At 53.7% G+C, this 18,090-nt stretch carries 14 protein-coding genes; 6 read left to right on the top strand and 8 right to left on the bottom strand.

Going from position 1 to position 18,090, the window contains the following annotated elements; translation table 11 throughout:
- Positions 1–93 precede the first annotated feature (93 nt).
- Complete coding sequence (rpmA, locus tag METLU_RS0115745) at positions 94–351, bottom strand: 50S ribosomal protein L27 (RefSeq protein ID WP_027159058.1); 258 nt, start codon at positions 349–351, stop codon at positions 94–96.
- A 15-nt stretch (positions 352–366) separates the two neighbouring features.
- Positions 367–678 (bottom strand): 50S ribosomal protein L21, encoded by a 312-nt coding sequence (gene rplU / locus METLU_RS0115740; protein WP_027159057.1) that lies wholly within the window; start codon positions 676–678, stop codon positions 367–369.
- A 258-nt stretch (positions 679–936) separates the two neighbouring features.
- Between rplU and ispB the strand changes: the two genes are divergently transcribed.
- Positions 937–1,941 carry an octaprenyl diphosphate synthase gene (gene ispB, locus METLU_RS0115735; protein WP_027159056.1) on the top strand — a complete coding sequence of 335 codons (1,005 nt, stop codon included), beginning with the start codon at positions 937–939 and terminating at the stop codon, positions 1,939–1,941.
- Here ispB and METLU_RS0115730 read toward each other — a convergent pair.
- The 5 genes from METLU_RS0115730 to METLU_RS0115710 all read right to left on the bottom strand — a co-directional run bounded on the left by METLU_RS0115730 (position 1,935) and on the right by METLU_RS0115710 (position 11,652).
- Positions 1,935–2,102, bottom strand: coding sequence for a hypothetical protein (locus METLU_RS0115730; RefSeq protein ID WP_155920586.1), 168 nt, complete (start codon positions 2,100–2,102; stop codon positions 1,935–1,937). The two genes, ispB and METLU_RS0115730, sit on opposite strands and share 7 nt — an antisense overlap.
- A 35-nt stretch (positions 2,103–2,137) precedes the next feature.
- A complete protein-coding gene (gene recD / locus METLU_RS0115725) occupies positions 2,138–3,781 on the bottom strand; it encodes an exodeoxyribonuclease V subunit alpha (RefSeq protein ID WP_027159054.1) in 1,644 nt (547 codons plus the stop codon).
- A 1-nt stretch (position 3,782) separates the two neighbouring features.
- Positions 3,783–7,277, bottom strand: coding sequence for an exodeoxyribonuclease V subunit beta (gene recB / locus METLU_RS0115720; protein WP_081679118.1), 3,495 nt, complete (start codon positions 7,275–7,277; stop codon positions 3,783–3,785).
- Between the two features lie 18 nt (positions 7,278–7,295).
- A complete protein-coding gene (gene recC / locus METLU_RS0115715; RefSeq protein ID WP_027159052.1) occupies positions 7,296–10,445 on the bottom strand; it encodes an exodeoxyribonuclease V subunit gamma in 3,150 nt (1,049 codons plus the stop codon).
- Positions 10,446–10,782: 337 nt separating this feature from the next.
- The gene (locus tag METLU_RS0115710; RefSeq protein ID WP_051299942.1) at positions 10,783–11,652 is read right to left on the bottom strand and encodes a DUF3014 domain-containing protein; all 870 of its coding nucleotides are present in this window, start codon (positions 11,650–11,652) and stop codon (positions 10,783–10,785) included.
- Positions 11,653–11,725: 73 nt separating this feature from the next.
- Between METLU_RS0115710 and METLU_RS0115705 the strand changes: the two genes are divergently transcribed.
- The 4 genes from METLU_RS0115705 to METLU_RS0115690 all read left to right on the top strand — a co-directional run bounded on the left by METLU_RS0115705 (position 11,726) and on the right by METLU_RS0115690 (position 16,023).
- A complete protein-coding gene (locus METLU_RS0115705; protein WP_027159050.1) occupies positions 11,726–13,360 on the top strand; it encodes an ExeA family protein in 1,635 nt (544 codons plus the stop codon).
- A gap of 1 nt (position 13,361) precedes the next feature.
- A complete protein-coding gene (locus tag METLU_RS0115700) occupies positions 13,362–14,168 on the top strand; it encodes a general secretion pathway protein GspB (RefSeq protein WP_027159049.1) in 807 nt (268 codons plus the stop codon).
- A 290-nt stretch (positions 14,169–14,458) separates the two neighbouring features.
- Positions 14,459–14,983, top strand: coding sequence for a phosphatase PAP2 family protein (locus METLU_RS0115695; RefSeq protein WP_027159048.1), 525 nt, complete (start codon positions 14,459–14,461; stop codon positions 14,981–14,983).
- Complete coding sequence (locus METLU_RS0115690) at positions 14,980–16,023, top strand: MJ1255/VC2487 family glycosyltransferase (protein ID WP_027159047.1); 1,044 nt, start codon at positions 14,980–14,982, stop codon at positions 16,021–16,023. The genes METLU_RS0115695 and METLU_RS0115690 overlap by 4 nt, the downstream gene beginning before the upstream one ends.
- 31 nt (positions 16,024–16,054) lie before the next feature.
- On the opposite strand, the gene METLU_RS0115685 is transcribed toward METLU_RS0115690, so the two are convergent.
- Positions 16,055–16,372: a BON domain-containing protein gene (locus METLU_RS0115685; protein ID WP_155920585.1), complete on the bottom strand. Its 318-nt coding sequence runs from the start codon at positions 16,370–16,372 to the stop codon at positions 16,055–16,057.
- 254 nt (positions 16,373–16,626) lie between these two features.
- On the opposite strand from METLU_RS0115685, the gene mgtE reads away from it, so the two are divergent.
- Positions 16,627–18,075 carry a magnesium transporter gene (gene mgtE / locus METLU_RS0115680; protein ID WP_027159045.1) on the top strand — a complete coding sequence of 483 codons (1,449 nt, stop codon included), beginning with the start codon at positions 16,627–16,629 and terminating at the stop codon, positions 18,073–18,075.
- The last annotated feature ends 15 nt before the right edge of the window (positions 18,076–18,090 follow it).

Below are 18,090 nucleotides of genomic sequence, written 5' to 3'. Positions count from 1 at the left end.
AAAGCTTACCGATAAAAACAAAAAAAGCCCCACTATTAACGAGCGGAGCTTTCTTTAGACAACCACACTACCGCCATAAGCGGTTCGTAAGTTTTATGCAGCAACTATACTGACAAATTTACGGCCTTTAGGACCTTTAACCTGAAAAACCACTTTACCGTCAGCTGTTGCAAACAAAGTATGATCTTTTCCGCAACCGACATTGTCACCCGCGTGAAAATGTGTTCCACGTTGACGAACAATAATATTTCCCGCTGTCACAACTTGACCGCCGAAACGTTTAACACCCAATCTTTTCGCATTAGAGTCGCGTCCGTTACGCGTACTACCGCCCGCTTTTTTATGAGCCATCTGTAACCCCTATTATTAAGCAGAAATGCCAGTGATCTGGACTTCTGTATAGTACTGACGATGCCCCATGTGTTTCATATGGTGCTTACGTCTTCTGAATTTAATAATTTTGACCTTTTTATGCCGACCTTGAGACAGAACAGTCGCAGTCACCTTGCCGCCCTCAATGAAAGGCAGACCAACTTTAACATCACCGCCTGACTGAACCATCAGCACTTTATCGAATTCAATGCTGTCGCCTGTTCCAAGCTCAAGTTTTTCTATTTTTAAGGTCGTACCTTCTTCTACTCGGTACTGTTTACCACCTGTTTGAATTACCGCATACATCTGCGCAAGCTCCATCAAGCATTAATCTGTTTAAAGTGAACAGATAATTTTATTTTTAAAACTAAGTCAAGTCAAATTTAAATCAACCGACCCCTAATATCCTCGAATAAAATAACACAAGAAGGCTATTGACACCACTATAGTTTATTCAATAGCATGGGCGATTAACTTCTTATTAAGTTATAATAGCTTAACGGCTTTGTATTTCATAGCTATCATCATGAAAAATAACCTAATCCTAGACACGCAGCATTAATAATGGCATCACAATCCACATCGAACGCATCAGCGCCCATTGATTTTAATTCGATCAAGAATTTAACCATCTCTGAAGCCAAGGCGGTCGACCAGCTCATCATTAACGAGTTAAGTTCCGATGTTGTTCTGATCAATCAGGTGGGCCATTATATTATCGGCAACGGCGGCAAAAGACTGCGCCCTATGCTGCTGCTGCTTGCCGCCAAGGCTCTGGGCGGCGCTAATAACAATCACCTGGTGCTCGCTGCTGTCATTGAATTCATCCATACCGCGACATTGCTGCACGATGACGTGGTTGACGATTCGGACCGCAGACGCGGCAAAGAGTCGGCCAATGCGGTCTGGGGCAATGCCGCCAGCGTCCTGGTCGGCGATTACCTCTACTCCAGCGCATTTGAAATGATGGTGCGCACGGGTAACATGCGCGTTATGGAAATTTTGTCCAAAACGACAACAGCCATTGCCGAAGGCGAGGTTCTACAGCTTCTGAACTGTAACAATCCCGAAACCACCGAAGAAAAATATCTCGAAGTCATCTCCAGAAAAACAGCCATCCTGTTCAGCGCCGCAACCCGATTGGGCGCCGTTATCTCCAATGCTTCCGAAAAAGTGGAAGAAGGTCTGGCAAAATACGGCCAGCATCTCGGCATCGCTTTCCAGCTTATCGACGATGCGCTGGATTACAAGGCCAATCAGGAGGAGTTAGGCAAGAACCTCGGCGACGACCTGGCCGAAGGCAAACCGACCTTACCGTTGATTTACGCCATTCAGCACGGCAATGACAGTGAAGCCGGCATCGTGATCGATGCGGTCAAGAACGGCAATCGCGATGCCTTCAGTGAAGTCTATGCCGTCGTAAAGCGCACTAAAGCGATTGACTATACCGAACTGCGCGCCGATGAAGAAGCGCAGAAAGCGATCGATGCCTTAAGCGTTCTGCCCGATTCGGACTACAAAGACGCACTGATTCTGTTGGCGAAATTTTCAGTTCAGCGCAATTATTGATATTTGCAGAAAATCGCTGGGCTGTGCTTGGTTTTTAAGCGCAGCATTAAACGCTTGGGCATTCCCAGCTGTTGCTGGTGATATTTGAAAGGCAGCTTACCCATTAATTCAGCCGGGAATTCCAAGACAACAGAATCATCACTCGTTTTCGCAAACGGCAAGACATAATCCTCCAGGCTCGCTGGCCGCATCATCGTTATGACTCGGATTTGAATTTATCAGCCAATCCGGTGATACGCTCAACCCGCCGCCCGACCGCAGCGGCAAACACGGCTTCATCAGCTATCAGCCTGACGGCTTTCCTGGCCCGAGTTATGGCCGTATAAAGCAATTCCTTTGTCAGCACCGGATTAACCACATCAGGCAAAGCGATCAGCACTTCCTCGAATTCAGAACCCTGGCTTTTGTGTATCGTCATCGCATACACGGTCTCGCAATGCGGCACGCGCGCGGGCAGATATTTTTTAACACTGCCATCGGCACGCTGAAAGAACACCATCAGTTTTCCGCCCTGCTCCTTATCGGGCAGGCAAATGCCGATATCGCCGTTATAAAGCTGCAAGGCCGGGTTATTTTGCGTGACCATGACCGGCCGTCCGATATACCAGAGCCCGGATACACTGATCAGCTTTTGCGCGACGAGTTTTTGCTCGACCAGATGATTGATCTCGGCGACGCTGTTTTTGCCATGCCGGTTGGCACATAGCACCTGAAAGCGACTGAAAGCGCGATAAATCTCGTCAAAGGACGCGGAAGTCTTGATCAGCCGCAAATAATCGGCCTGCTGCCCGGCCACATAATCGATCGGGTCCTGGTCCAGCAGCGTTATGTTCTGATCTCCACCCTGCAGCACCTGCCAGGCGATATCAGCCTGTTGCTGGTTGACTGCAACCGCCAGCCTCTTAATGCTTTCGTCAAACCGGTGCGATTTCTTCAGTTCCAGCGTACAGTCCGGCAGAATTGCCGTTAAATCAGCCAGCACGGCGCCCGATTCGACCGAAGCCAGCTGATCCTTATCGCCGAGCAAAATCAGACCGGCGCCGGGTTTTAAGGCATCGACCAGCTTGCTCATCAGCGCCAGATCGACCATGGACGCCTCATCAACCACGACCAGATCATGAACCAGCGGCTTGTCGGCATGATGGCGAAAATACGGAGACGGCGGCCTGGCGCCCAGCAATCGATGCAGCGTTGTCACCGATTCAGGGATACGCTGCCTGACAGACTCGTCACACGGCAGCGACGCTTTGTTATTGCCTATTGATTCCTGCAGACGCATGGCCGCCTTGCCGGTCGGCGCCGCCAGGGCGATATGCAGTGATTCCTCAGACAACTCCTGCATCAAGGCCAGAATCCTGACTACGGTCGTCGTCTTGCCCGTGCCGGGCCCGCCGGTAATAATGCTGAACCTCCGGGTAAGCGCCATTTTGGCGGCGGCGCGTTGCCAGTCGACCTCATCGGACAGCGCCGGAAAATAACGATCCAGCGCAGCATCAAGGCCTTCTACAGCAGGCTTTGTCTGCGCCATCGCCTTGATCTGTTTTGCCAAGCGGCTTTCATAATCCCAGTAGCGGTGCAGATACAGGCGGTTCTGCTCAAGCACCAGAGGCAACGGCCCGACAGATTGACCTGGCACGGCAGCCAGTCCCGAAGCCAGCACCAACGCGCAGTCTTTTTCTGCCAATTGCATACAGCTGTGCCCTTGGCTTTGCTCATGCGACAATTGCATAACCAGGCTTTCAAACAGCAGTTTTTCCTCGGCATTGAGTTTGCAACGCTGTCCCAGGAAGCGGGCGAAAGCAACGTCCAGCCGGCTAAAGGTTATTTCCTGATCCTGCATCTTATCCTCCAAACAACGCGGCCAATGCTTCGACTCTGGCCAGTTCCGGCCGGTCCTGATAAATCCCGCTCATGGCCAGCTCTGGCTGCATACCGCGCACGAACAAATAGCGCACGCCGCCGAATTGGCGTTCGTAACGGTAATCCGGCAGGCGTTTTTGCAGATAGCGATGCAGCACCACGGTATAAATCCAGTATTGCAGACCGTAATTATGCTCGCGCATGGCCTGGCCCAGGGCTTCATTCGTATAATCGGCGAGACTGTTGGTCTTATAGTCCATGACGTAGTAGCGGCCGCCATATTCGCAGATCAGATCGATAAAGCCGGTCAGATAACCGCACATCTGCTTGCCGTTCAAAGGCTGAAAGGCCGGCGTATCCAGTAGAATCTTATTAATCTGGCTGACATCGATCAGCCGCATCGATAGATAAAACGGCATCTCTTTCAGGCAATGGCTTTCTTTCAGGTTCATCAGGCGGAAAGATGCGTCCGTATCGGACAGCGTCGTCGTGACAACGGCTTGCAACAGTTCGTCAATAAGCTCCGGCGTCTCCAGTCTGAGGCCATAACGCTGGCAGGCCTGATTGCGCAATTTCGAGATATCCTTGCGACGGGCCAGATCGTTAAACGCCACGTTTTCCAGTAATGCGTGCACGACATTTCCGGTATGCGCGCCGCGCGGCAACGCCAGCCTGTCTTTTTCGGGTTCCGGCTGCAGCGTTTCGCCGGCCTTGTCTTCGGGTAGCTCGGGCGCATCGTGCAGGCTTAAGCTGGATAAGGCCGTGTAACTGCTCATTTGCCAGTGCGTATATAACGACCTTTTCCGTTTTTTGGCCAGCAAATCGCACGGCGCAAACCGTTGCTGATAACTGCCGATCGTTGCGCACGGCAGCTCCAGCAGCCGATACTCGAACGCGCTTGATTGGCATAACGCCTCGAATGTTGCCTGCTGAGCGGCAAAATCGGCATCGGCCAGATTCAGCAGCCAGGCCATGGCCGAATCATTGGCGGCCTTCTCGGTCCTGACATCGGCCCAGGCGATATAACAGCGCGATCTGGCCCGCGTCACGGCCACATAAAACACGCGCAAATCCTCGGCCAGCTCTTCGGCCAGTGCCAGCGTCTTGCGGCGTTCGAAATCCTTCGATCCCAGATCGACAATCACCCGGCCGTTGTCATGACATTTGATCAGACGTTTTTCGCTGTTCAGCCGGCCGCTGCGCTGCCACAGGTACGGGCAGAAAATGACCGAATATTCCAGACCTTTAGAGCGATGCATCGTAATGATCTTGACCGCCTCCTCGTCGCTTTCGAGCCGCAACTGCTGGTCATCGGCGCTGCTTTTGTCCTGCTCGGCTTTGGTAATGACCGCTTGCAGCCAATCCAGGGTTTTATTGATGCCCAGATGCTCGTCAACGGCGGCCTGCTGCACCAGTTCGATCAAATGATGCAGATTGGTCAGGCGCCTTTCGGCCATGACCGTGATGGATAGATGCGTCCGGATGGCCTCCTGCGCCAGCAAGTGCTGCATCATGACCATCAACCCCTTTTGCTGCCAGTCCTGGTAATAGCCCAGAAACCGTGCCATGTGTGCATCCAGCTCCGTTTCGCTATTGACCAGTTCATAAAGCGTCCGGCCATCCAGGCCGAACCAGCTCAGGGCCAGTGCCTGCTTGAGCAGGCTCATTTCGCCCGGCTGCGCCACGGCCTGCAATAGCACATATAAATCCCGGGCTTCCTGCGAGGCGAAGACGGATTCGGTGCTGTTCAATACCGACGGCACGCCTGCACTGCGCAGTGCCGCCTGATAGTCGCGGGCCTGCGTATTGGTCCGCACCAGAATCGCGATATCCCTGGGTTCGAGCTTGCCTGCAACGACATCGTCATTGATCTTTCTAGCCAGCGTGTAATCGCTACTCAGCAATTGCAGAATTTCATTGACGACCGCGTTTCTGATCTCGTCAGCCGCCTTGCCGGCAGTCCAGTGGCCTGACTTGGCATCGCTTTGCGGCAATTGCCATAACACCATTGGCGCGAGCGCGCGGTCGGCCTGATACAACGTCCGTTCAGCCGCCGGCACGGCCGCCTCGACTGCCTTAAACGCCAGATCTTCGAGCAGAAATGCCTGCTCGCGCCTGAATAACGTATTCACGGCATCGACCAATTCGGGGTGCGAGCGCCAGTTTTTGCCCAGTGTAAATTGATGATGGGCCTGCTTTTGCGCCGCCAGATAGGAATAAATATCGGCGCCACGGAATTTGTAAATCGCCTGCTTGGGATCGCCGATCAGATACAGGTAATGATCGGGCGATGCGAACAGCGATGAGAAAATAAACCACTGGCTCTGGTCGGTATCCTGGAATTCATCGATCAACGCGACTTTAAAACGCTGCCGGAGTTCGGCAATCAGCAATTCGCCTTTATCACCGTGCAGGGCTTCCGACAGACGCGTGATCAGGTCGTCGAACGACATAACATTCATCTGGCGCAAGCGCTTGTCCAGCTCCAGGTGCAAGGTTTCCAGCAGGGTTCGGCGCAAGGTCAGGGTAATGACGCCTTGCGCCTCGATCAGCGCATCGAAAGGCGTCGTGTCGATCGCCAGATCGGCCAGATAACCGGCCTTTTTATCGCCTCTTAGCCTACGGCCGTCCAGCCCCTCCATGATTCCGTCGTTGGTCAGCACCGCCAGGGTCTCGGCACTGGGCAACTGCGCCGTCCTGCCGTGCAGCCAATCACCGAGCGCCTGAATATGTTGCCCAAAGCTATCGCAATAACTCGATTTGAACTTGCCGTCGGCAAAGCTGTTCGTCAGAGATTCAACACAAGCGCCCAGCGCGTCCCCGGCTGAAACCGCCAACCGCTTCAATTCGGCCAATTGGCTATCCAGACAAGTGCCTGACGGATAAACATCGACATGGGCCAGAATGAAATCGACGCTGGCCAGCAGATCATGCGGCGTTTTATAGTCCGCGGTCAGCACCGAAACTTCCCAGGCCGAACGGTTATAAATCTGCCGGCGCCAGAAGTCGTCCGCGCAGGCTTGCTTGATGTCGGCCAGGTCGCTGGTCAACTCGGCATCGAACAGCTGTCCGCTTTCCAGCGCATGCTCTCTTAAAATACGCTGACAAAAACCGTGAATCGTGAAGATACCGGACTGATCGATATTCAGCAGCGCCAGCTCCAGGCGCTGCCTGATCTGCTCGGGCTCTATATCAAGACTGCCCAGCCATGCGACCACATTGCTGTCCACGTCATCGAGACGTCCGTCCATAATCCGTTTGGCTTCGGCCAGCCTGGCCCGGACACGGGATTTGAGCTCCTCGGTCGCAGCCTTCGTAAAAGTCACGACCAGCAGTTCCTCAATCTTCAGGTCCTGTTCGACGACAAAGCGCAACACCAGCATGGCGATAGCATAGGTCTTGCCGGTCCCGGCGCTGGCTTCGATCAGATTGACGCCTTGGAGCAGTTCGGTTTGCACCGGATTGAAATCACGCATTTTCATTATCCTGAATAATCAATGGCCATGCGTTGCCGCCCATATATCCTGCAGCAGCGACTGACATTGCCGCTCGAACGCCTCGCCCAGCACCCGGGCCATGTCGTCGGCATTATGATAAAGCCGCCTGAGCTCCGGCTCATACGGCTGTTCGACGGCTCTGGCCAACTGCTCCATCGCCGTATCGAGCGCCGACTTGCTCGCGCGGCTGCTGGTATTCAGCTTATGTGCCTGCCTGACATAGGCCAGGGCCGGCTCGACAAAAAATGCATCGGGCTGCTGCTGGCCTAGCCGGTAGATTTCTATCAGCTCGGGCAGGTATTCGGGCTGGCAATGCCCGGGCAGAAACAGCAGGTCTTCATCGGTGCTGAGCAGGCAGGTCGCCTGCGGCTCCAGGCGGTTGATGATCAGATGATGCAGCCAGGCGTTGATGAAATCCTTGCCTTTCAGATCGGCATAGCGATAGAACAGGCTGCCGTTTTGATAGCGGTTGCCCAGCTTGCCGATCAGGCGATAGTGGCCGACTTTGATGTCGACGGGCAGATCGTCCAACGCCGGACCCAACTTTTTCTGCTCGATGCGCTCGACGAATTCCCTGATCACTTTCTGCTGTCGCTCAAACTCGAGCTCGCCCGGGCTGCCGGCCAGCCAGCGCCCCTGAGCCTGCAGTCTTTTCAGCGACGCGGAAGCGCCGCTTAACTGCTGCTGTATCCAGTCATGATGGATGGCATAGCCGTCCAGCTTGTCGATCTCAAAAGGCTCACGCTCTTCGGCCTTCGCTTCTATGCCGCCGAAACGCAGGTCCAATTGTCTTCGCAGGAAATAGCGTTGCGGATGCTGAAAGAAGGAAAACAGTTCGCTGAGTTCGATCACTTCATCAACTTCGGTCGTGATCGTGCCCTGCCACCATAATTGCGGCTCCTGTCTGGTCGCCGACAAGGCCTTGGCCGTCGCGCAGTCGGCTGCCGAAAAGCTGAACAGGTCCGATGCGCCGTCGAAATAGCGCGGGCTAAAAGGCTGCAAGGGATGTCTCGTCACCAGCCCGGACAGCCCGTAACTGTCCTCAAGCACGTCGAGCAACTCGCTGATGATGACGGACGGCGGAATAACATCGTTCTGGCTGATCGATTGGCCGATATAGGTCATGATCAGCCGCTGGCGCGCCGACAGCAGGATTTCCAGGAATTGGTAGCGGTCATCGGCCCGGCGCGAGCGATCGCCTTTGCGAAAATGTTGAGGTTGGCTGAGCAGATCGAAGGTCGGAGCGCGGTCGACTTTGGGAAATTCGCCGTCATTCATGCCCAGCAGCGCAATGACCTTGAAAGGAATCGAGCGCATCGGCAGCATCGAGCAGAACGTCAACTGGCCGCGCAAAAAGCCGTGCGAGGATTTGCGCTCGGAAATCGTGCCTTCCAGCCAGCTGATGATGACTTGCAGCTCGACATCGTCATTATGGACCGCCGCCACGTCGGCCGATAATTCGACCAGCAGCTCGTTAAGCTGTTGGCGCTCAACCGGATCGGCGCCCTCCAGCAACTGATCGGCGTAATAATAAAGCTGTGCGCTCCAGGCTTTCAGCGTTTTGGCCTGTTTCAGTTCCGTGCAGGCCTGAAACGCCAGCTGCATGAATTCACACAGGCCGCCCAATGCCTGTGCCGATGAACCTTCGATATCGCAGTAAGGCAATACGTCATCGATAAAATCGTCGTCGCTGCCGACCGCATAACCCATCAGCAACCGGTCCAGCGCCGCCTGCCAAGTATTCCCGCCCAGCTCGGGCAGCCCCAGCTCCTGTCTGTGTTTGGCCGACTTGCCCCAGCGCACTTCCGTGGCGCGCACCCAATGTTTGATCAGTTCCAGATCGGTTTCGGACAATCCAAAGCCTGGATAAACCACCGGCTGTTCCAGCAAGTCCAGTACGCTTTGCCAGCCGAAACGGCTCTGGCTCAAACTCAGGAAGCGAATAAAGGCCTCCAGCGCATTGTTGCTCACGCGCAGGCTGCGGTCGGCGATGGCATGCTGAATATCGTCGAACACGGCCGCGATAAACGGCTCATAGGCTTGAATATCGGGCGCCATGACCACGATATCGCGCAGTTCCAGCGCCGGGTCCTGTTCCAGCGCCTGCAGCAGCTCGTTTTTCAGGACTTCGACTTCGCGCATACGCGAATGGCAGGCATGGATGCTGATCGAATCATCTTTCTGAAGCGTTGCCCGTTTCTCCAGCGCATTATTCAGGATATCGTTTTGCAACTGCTGCAGATTATTATGCGCCTCGCTGAGCTCAAAACTTTCCGGTTCGAAATCAAACTGCATCTGTTCCAGAATCATTTCCTGGAACTCGCGGCCCTGCTGACCCAGCGTCGACAGTAACGGATGCCCGGTAAATGTTTCCAGCTCGACACGCTGGCGTCTGCTTTCGATATCGGCCCAGAACACTTGCGCCGGATTCAGCAGGAAAAAATGTACATCGCAATGCCTGGACAGCGCCTGCAAATAGCTCAGGAACAAAGGCGGCATGGTATTGACCCCGAACACGGACACGCGCTCGGGCACAGCATCGCCGAAAGCGCCTGCCTCGGCGTTGTTCAACCGCTCGATTACATCCAGCCATAACGAGCCACGGTGCCTGATGCCGGTCTGCTCGGTCACGAGCAGCCAGAGTGCCCGCTGCCAGCGCTCGGTTTCGGACTGATACAGCAGTTGCCCCTGGTGCCAGAGCGCCAGCATGTCGGGCCGCATCATCTGGTACTGGTCGAAAATCTGCGCCAGTTGCTGTGCCAGCTGATAGCGTTTGACGGCGATATTCTCTCCGGTCAGATACTGCCTTAATGCCTTGAATTCATGCCCGTAAGTCTCATCGTCCAATCGTCGCAGCAGGGCTTCAAACCGCCAGAGCATGACGTTCCGCTCGAAAACCGCATCGCTGAGTGACAGGTTGATCTTTTGCGCCAGCGTACTGAAAAAACGGTTCGGAAACAGAAACTCGTAATTGGCCCAGACCTTGAATTCAGTCGCTAGCTGCTGTGACAGCCAACGTTCCATGCCCTGGCTTTGAATCAGGAAAACTTCCTTGGTAAAAGGCGATGACAACGGCGCGTTTTCGATCACGGCGGTCAGATGCGCTACCAGATTCTCGGTTTTATTGGAGCTGTGCAGGATGAACATGAGGATTTTTGCAAGTCACGGACCCCAAGCATTATACACAGACTGAGCAATATCCTGACTGTAAAACCGCACTACCATCGACGTAATCGAACCGTGATCTTTTTGTAGCGCAAGGTTTGATGCTGCGTGCCCACATTGACATTCGCCTGTTTGACTTATCAGTCAGGCCGGAAGCCGGCACGAGCCTACGCGCCGCAATCCTGTGCCGGCTCATCATGCCGGTTTACGGAAATCGGCTGTGGCGACAACCGGCGAGGAGGAGTGAAGCTAATTTTATTTTTTGTTCTGTGGAGCGACTGAAACTCGCTCCACATTCCATTTTTGTCCTGGAGCCGGGCTAATCTTTCAAATTGACCAGGCCCTCGACCAGAAGAAGCACTTTCTGTTGAATGATGCGCGTATTTTCAGGCCCCATGCGCAGCATTTGCTTATGCACGGGACTTGCATTCTCCAGCTTGCTATCGGCGAATTTGTAGAGTACCCCAGGCTGTACCAGCGGAACGGGCGCGTCTATGACCGGCGCCGACAGGATTTCCGCCCCGGCTTTGGCCAGAATGTCTTCCAGCTTGTATTCATCAGGATAGCCGAACTCGGCAAAGACCTGTACGAACAACGGTCTGAATTTCCTGTAAACAGCCAGCGTCGCTTCGACATCCAGAGCGTTGATCGCCGCCGCCAGCTTGTCATAGCGCTGATAGCTTTGCCGGGCCATGAACAGATTCTCATCGGCCGCAAACCGCTGGCTCGGCTTAAGAAAGCGCATATGTTTCTCAAGCCGCTGCCCCTGAGAGAAATCGTTGGCGATCGTGACATATTTTCTGATCAGCTGGTCGGTCTTGAGCCATTCGGCAAGCCCCGGCGAAACCCTGATCATTTCCTCGCGTATTTGTCCGTCGCTATTGGCGAGATCCGGCAGGATAAAGCCTTTTTCCTGCTGGGACTCTTCGGTGATATCCGGCACGATGTCCGCATCGGGTGCCGCCATATCGGTATCCGCTGGAGCCGGCGCCTTTTGCGTTTGTGCCGCGTTGTCGGAAATCGGCGGCAGTTCCAACGGTTGCGTTTGCGTCTGCGGCTCAGTCAGATCGGAAGGTTGTTGCTGCTTGAAATAAAGCCAGCCCATGCCGGCCATCATGAGCAAAACAGGCACCAGCCAGACCAGGATGCCGCTGGATTTTTTACGCTTGGTTTCTTCGTATCGCCCCATGTTTAAGACCTTTTTTCAGTTGTGGGTTAGAATAACTTTAAATATTTTTTAAAGTGCCTAAGAAGTCAGAATCGTGTATCAGCAATACTTTCATTTCAATGAATTACCGTTTTCGATAGCGCCTGATCCGCATTTCATGTATATGAGCGCGCGCCATCAGGAAGGCTTGGCGCATCTGCTTTACGGCATCAATATGGGCGGCGGTTTTGTTGCCCTGACCGGCGAAGTCGGCACCGGCAAGACCACGTTGTGCCGCTGCCTGTTGCAGCAGTTGCCGGCCAATATCGATATCGCCTTGATCTTAAACCCAAAACTCAACGCCGTCGAATTATTGGCCACGATCTGTGACGAACTGAGCATTGGTTATGACAGAAACCAGCAAACGCTGAAAAACTTCATCGACAAGATAAATCAATACCTGCTTACGGCCTATGCCAACGGCAGGCGCACCGTGCTGCTGATCGATGAAGCCCAGAATCTGAGCCTGGAAGTGCTGGAACAAATCCGGCTGCTGACCAATCTGGAAACCAGCAAGACCAAACTGCTGCAAATCATTCTGGTCGGGCAGCCGGAACTGAAGCAAATACTGAACCGGAAGGGCTTGCGCCAGCTCAATCAACGCATTACGGCCCGTTATCATTTGCTGCCGCTGTCGCTTGATGAAACACGGGCCTATATTCATCATCGCCTGACCGTTTGCAACGGCAATCCGGGGCTTTTTAAGGAACGCGCCGTTCGCAAAATTTATCAATTTTCCTCGGGCATTCCCAGACTCATCAATATTCTCTGCGATCGCGCCCTGCTCGGTGCCTACGCGACCAATGCCCATACCATTTCACCTGACATTATCACGCGTGCGGCCCGGGAAACGCTGGCGCTGGACAGCCCCGGTCGCCGCGCCAGCGCAGCGATAGCACTGATGGTTTTCAGCAGTATCGCCATGGGCGTTTATTTTTTCAGCCAGCAGCAACCCGCAGGCCATCAAGTCAAGCTCATATTGTCGGGCCAGTTCCCGGCGCCGGATTCAAACCCGGCCATAAAAAGTCCGCAACCGGCGCCCAAACCTGAACCTGTAGCGCTAAAAGCCGAAGTGAAGACTTTTAAAGCCTGGCTTGACGATCCGTCGCTGTCGCTGAACGCCGCCATGATTCAGGCACTCAAAGCCTGGAAAAAAGCCGCGCCGGCCGATAACCGGGCCGACTGCAACTACATGAAAACGGTAGACCTTCACTGCCTGTTCGATAAGGCCAACTGGAAGGATGTACTGGAGCTGGACCGCCCTGCTATCCTGGAGTTTTCATTAGCCAACGAGAAAAAACGCTATGCGCTGCTGACCGGCATCCGCAAGGGGCAACCCGTCATCCGCTTCAATGAAGATTTAACGTTTCCGCTGGCCGATGTGCTGAGTTTGTGGGACGGCTATTATCTGATGCTTTGGCAGCCGCCGCGCCCGGATATGACGGAAATCGTCCCGCGGCAAACATCGACCAATGTGCTCTGGCTGCGCCAGCAGTTAAGTGCTATAACGGGCGCCGGCACCAGCGTCAACGAGCCGCTGTTCTTTGATGAGGCGCTTAAAGCGCAGGTGATTAATTTTCAGCGCCGGCATCATTTAATGGCTGACGGCATAGCGGGCGCCCGCACTTTGATTCACCTGGACAACAACACTGGCGCCGGAGACTCGCCACACTTGGAAATCACGGATTAATATGTCTTATATCTTGAATGCACTGCGTAAATCAGAGCGGGAACGGCAAGCCGTCGAGCCCGATACGGTAACGACCAGAATTCTTGTTTCTCAGCCGCCACAACATCAGCGCTCCAGCAAACTGATCGCCGCGCTGATCATCAGCAACCTGATTATTGTGGCCTATTTCCTCTGGTTTACGCAGAAAACTCAACCTGTCGCCCTACTACCCCCAGCTGACACGCAGCCTGCCGCGCCCATAGCTAAGCCAACGATAACACCGCCGGCTGAAGCAATGCCGCCCAAGTCCGAGATCCGGCCGCCAGAGCCGAAAGCGCCATCCATTGCCGAGATCATCGAAACCAGAACTGCGGCGGCCCCTCAGCCTCCGGTCAAACCGGCTGTCGTACAGAAACCGCTCACCGAACCCGTTAAACCGGCAATCGCGCCGCCGCGGCCGGCCCCGCAAAAAGCCGCACCGGTCAAAATCGCGGCCAATAAACCGGAGCCTAAAGCTGAACCGTTGCCTATAAAGCAAATCGAGCCCGCCATTGCTGCTATCACAGAGCCGGCCCCGGTTTCACCGCCCGCAAAACACGACCTGCCTTTTTTGAATGAGCTGCCTGCCGAATTTCGCCGTACGGTGCCCCAATTGCCGATCAATGTCTTTGTCTATTCGCCCGTGCCTGCCGAACGTTTTGTCATGATCGACATGGTCAAATACACCCCCGGCCAGCGCATCAAAGACCAACTGGACCTCAAGGAGATACGGCCCGACAGTCTCATCGTCAGTTACAACAATCGCCTGTTCAAAATCAAGCGTCCCTAAAGTTTCACGCCTATTTAGGCGCGCCTCCTGTTTGCCACCCGGCAATGCATGCTACAAGGTGCGAAGTCATTCGCACCTGAACTTCCCCATCTCAAGCTTTAGTAAAACTTTTCAGACGAAGCCCTGCTAAAGCATTGTCACAAAATCTTAAACAAACCTTCATTTCCTTGTCACAAAAGAGTTTTAGTCTTTGTCCTGAAGGCAGGAACTAATCCAAAAGGAAGATCCGCGATTTCGTAACTCTGCGCCAGATCGCGGCCGACTTTTGCAAACGCCGAGAGGACAAGAAAATGAAACTGCTCTATTCGATACATAAGTACGATGTGTTCATGCTCATCTGGCTGATTAATGTCAGGATGCACGGCTCATTGGCCAAGTTCAGCCGATACATGTCAAGGACCGGCGATGGCCCGCTGTATCTGTTGGTCGCTGTTTTACTGTATTGGCAACAAGGCATTGAAAGCCCTTTGCTCCAGGCTATTTTGCTGGGCTTTCTGATCGAAAGGCCGATCTATTTTATAGTAAAAAACAGCCTCAAACGGAACCGTCCGGCTGCGGCATTACAAAACTTCCATAGCGTCATCACGCCATCCGATCAATTCAGCTTTCCATCCGGCCATACCTCCGCCGCCTTCATGATGGCGACACTGATCAGCTATTTTTTTCCCGCTTTAATGATTCCGCTTTATTGCTGGGCAGCGCTGGTCGGTTTCTCGCGTGTCGTGCTGGGTGTTCATTTCCCGACCGACACCCTGGTCGGCGTCATATTGGGCATCAGTACGGCACTTTTTAGTCTGGGACAAATTATTCCATGAGGATTTTCTACGGCGTACAGGGCACCGGTAACGGCCATATCACTCGTGCGCGCGTCATGGCGAAAGAACTCTATGCCGCCGGCATGGACGTTACCTTTCAGTTTACCGGCCGTCCTGCCGAGAAATATTTCGACATGGCGATATTCAACGACTACCGGTTGCGTACTGGCCTGACCTTTAATACCGACAAAGGCCAGGTCAATTACCTGAAAACCGCCAGAGATGCCAAACCGCTGACTTTCATCAAAGATGTCAGCTCGCTGGATTTAAGCGCTTACGATCTGGTGATCAGCGATTTTGAACCGGTTACGGCCTGGGCGGCAAAAAAGCAGAACAAGACCGTTTTAGGCATCGGTCATCAATATGCGTTTAACCACAAAATCCCCAAGGCGGGTACCAATCCTGTCGCTAAAAAAGTTATGAAATACTTTGCGCCGGCGGATATCGGCATCGGCTTGCATTGGCACCATTTCGACCAGCCGATTCTGCCGCCTATCATCGATACGGCAAAAACACCCGCGAACAGCATCAAAAATAAAATCATTGTCTATCTGCCTTTTGAGGACCAAAACGAAGTCATCAGGCTTTTGTCGCCTTTCACCCGGTTTAATTTTCACGTCTATGCGCCGGAAACGGTGCCGTCTGAGTTCAGCCACATCATCTGCCAGCCGCTCTCCCGCGACGGTTTTCAGAAAAATTTACAGGATTGCGCCGGCATTATCAGCAATGCCGGCTTTGAGCTCGCCAGTGAATCGCTGCATTTGGGCAAAAAAATTCTGGCAAAACCGCTGCACGCGCAAATGGAGCAAATCTCCAATGCCGCCGCATTGCAGCAACTGGGTTACGGGTATGTCATGAACGATATGGACCCGGCGGTGATCGAACGCTGGCTGCATGATGACCATGCCGTCCAGGTCGCTTATCCCAATACCGCCAGGATACTGGTTCAATGGATTCAGGACGGCATGCCGGAAATGAATAAGGATTTTGTCGATGCGGTCTGGAACAACGTGAAAGTTCTACAGACCCGGTTGGGATAAATTCCGCCTGTTTTCAATCCCTCTGGCCTGGTTATTTAACGATCAGGCTGTTATTGACCATTCTGACGCCGCCTACGGCTCTCGCCCGCTCAACCGCCTTGTTGGCGGCATCAACGGAATCGACAAAACCGCTCAGCTGTACGACGCCCTTGAATGTCTTCACGTTAATATCCAGCACTTTCAGGCTCGAATCATTAAATATGGCCGTCTTTACTTTGGTCGTCAGCACGGCGTCATCAAGATATTCGCCGGTGCTTTCATGACGCTTGCTGCCCGCGCAGGCAGCAAGCGATACCGCCAACAATGCAACTGATAAAAAACGTATTATCAAACTGAATTTATTCATCATATATTTTATAGCGCCGATAAATAGACATAGGTTTAAAAAACAATTATAACCCGTGTTAAATTAAGATATTATTTTACATAACTGAAAAATATCGTTTGGCTGCGCCCCCGATATTAGCCCGCCGCTCCAGCGTTTCATTTCCATGCCGTATTTTTCAGGTTGAGCCGGAAATTTTAACCAGGCTTACTGTCTTTGTTAGAAGCAGTTTTAATCAAAGTAAGCTTTTTACAATCGCAATAAACTGTTTTTTAACCATGGAATCCCCGGACAAACGCCATTCCGAGCAATTTCTACAGGAGCGCCTGCAGAAAGTCATCACCTTGCTGGAAAAACAGCAACTGGAAGAGTCGCTGGTGCAAAGAGGCCCCACAGCCCGGCAGGCGCTGGTCGAAATCGTTCTGCACAAGCAGCAGCAGAGCCGTTTGCAGGAAGAATTCGCCCGGCTGCACCCTGCCGATATCGCCTATATTCTTGAATCACTGCCGCTGGATCAGCGCCGCATAGCCTGGAACGCCATCAGAACCGATATTGACGGACAGGTGCTGCTCGAAGTCTCCGATGCGGTGCGGCAAACGCTGATTGCAGGCATGGGCCCCGAAGAGCTGGCCACCGTCGCAGGCAAGCTGGACAGCGACGAGATCGCGGACCTGGCGGCCGACCTGCCTCAAAACGCCATGCAGCGAATTCTGAAATCCCTCAACCGCAAAAAACGCAGGGATCTGAATGCGGTTCTGGCCTGCCGGGAAGACCAGGTTGGCTCGCGCATGGATTTCGGTACGATCAAGATCCGGGACGATCTGACCTTAGAAGCCATAGCCGACTATATCCGCAAACGCGGCAAGCTGCCCGGCCATACCGACAAGCTGTTCGTCGTTGACTCCAGCAACAAAATAAAAGGCATTTTGCCGCTGCAGCAGCTATTGACCCATCCCCCCGACCAGCAAGTCGCGGAAGTCATGGTGACCGATTTTATCGCCTTTCCGGTTGCTCAGAATCTTACTGAAGCCGCTCGGGCTTTCGAGCGCTATGACCTTATTTCGGCGCCAGTCGTCGACGATAGCGGCAGGCTTCTGGGCCGGCTCTGCATCGACAGCATCGTCGATTTCATCCGCGAGGAAACGGACGAAGATCTGCTGATTCAGGCCGGCGTCGAGGAAGAGGAGGATTTGTTTTCCAGCGTCTGGAAGAGCGCCAAAAACCGCTGGGGCTGGCTATTGTTCAACATCACCACAGCCTTTGCCGCGACGCGCATTATCGGCATTTTCGAGGACACGATCCTGCATTTGGTGGCGCTGGCCTCGCTGATGCCGATTATCGCCTCGACGGGCGGCAATACCGGCAACCAGACCAGCATGCTGATCATCCGCTCGCTGGCGCTGGGGCAGATTACCCGGGCCAATGTCCGCCGCCTGATCACGAAGGAGCTTAGCCTTGCCGTCCTGAACGGCATCCTGTTAGGCAGCCTGGTCGGCGGGCTGGTCTGGCTGCTTTATCAGGACAGGGACCTTGCCCTGGTCATGGCCATCGCCATGTTCATCAACCTGCAAGTCGCGGTCTTCGTGGGCCTCGGCATCCCTTTGCTGCGCCACAAGTTCGATAAGGACCCCGCCGTCGGCACCAGCGTCATGCTCACCTTTATCACCGATGCCATGGGGTTTTTTATTTTTCTGGGATTGGCCAGCGTGTTTTTGCTACCGTCATAATAGATAGCTAAATAC

This window comes from Methylobacter luteus IMV-B-3098 (assembly GCF_000427625.1).
Taxonomy (GTDB): domain Bacteria; phylum Pseudomonadota; class Gammaproteobacteria; order Methylococcales; family Methylomonadaceae; genus Methylobacter; species Methylobacter luteus.
This window is presented reverse-complemented; position numbering and strand designations above follow the sequence as displayed.

Coding starts and splice junctions, on each gene's coding strand:
- ispB (WP_027159056.1), top strand. CDS start 937: ATGGCATCACAATCCACATCGAACGCATCAGCGCCCATTGATTTTAAT.
- recD (WP_027159054.1), bottom strand. CDS start 3,781: ATGCAGGATCAGGAAATAACCTTTAGCCGGCTGGACGTTGCTTTCGCC.
- rpmA (WP_027159058.1), bottom strand. CDS start 351: ATGGCTCATAAAAAAGCGGGCGGTAGTACGCGTAACGGACGCGACTCT.
- METLU_RS0115700 (WP_027159049.1), top strand. CDS start 13,362: ATGTCTTATATCTTGAATGCACTGCGTAAATCAGAGCGGGAACGGCAA.
- mgtE (WP_027159045.1), top strand. CDS start 16,627: ATGGAATCCCCGGACAAACGCCATTCCGAGCAATTTCTACAGGAGCGC.
- METLU_RS0115710 (WP_051299942.1), bottom strand. CDS start 11,652: ATGGGGCGATACGAAGAAACCAAGCGTAAAAAATCCAGCGGCATCCTG.
- METLU_RS0115695 (WP_027159048.1), top strand. CDS start 14,459: ATGAAACTGCTCTATTCGATACATAAGTACGATGTGTTCATGCTCATC.
- METLU_RS0115690 (WP_027159047.1), top strand. CDS start 14,980: ATGAGGATTTTCTACGGCGTACAGGGCACCGGTAACGGCCATATCACT.
- recB (WP_081679118.1), bottom strand. CDS start 7,277: ATGCGTGATTTCAATCCGGTGCAAACCGAACTGCTCCAAGGCGTCAAT.
- METLU_RS0115685 (WP_155920585.1), bottom strand. CDS start 16,372: ATGATGAATAAATTCAGTTTGATAATACGTTTTTTATCAGTTGCATTG.
- recC (WP_027159052.1), bottom strand. CDS start 10,445: ATGTTCATCCTGCACAGCTCCAATAAAACCGAGAATCTGGTAGCGCAT.
- rplU (WP_027159057.1), bottom strand. CDS start 678: ATGTATGCGGTAATTCAAACAGGTGGTAAACAGTACCGAGTAGAAGAA.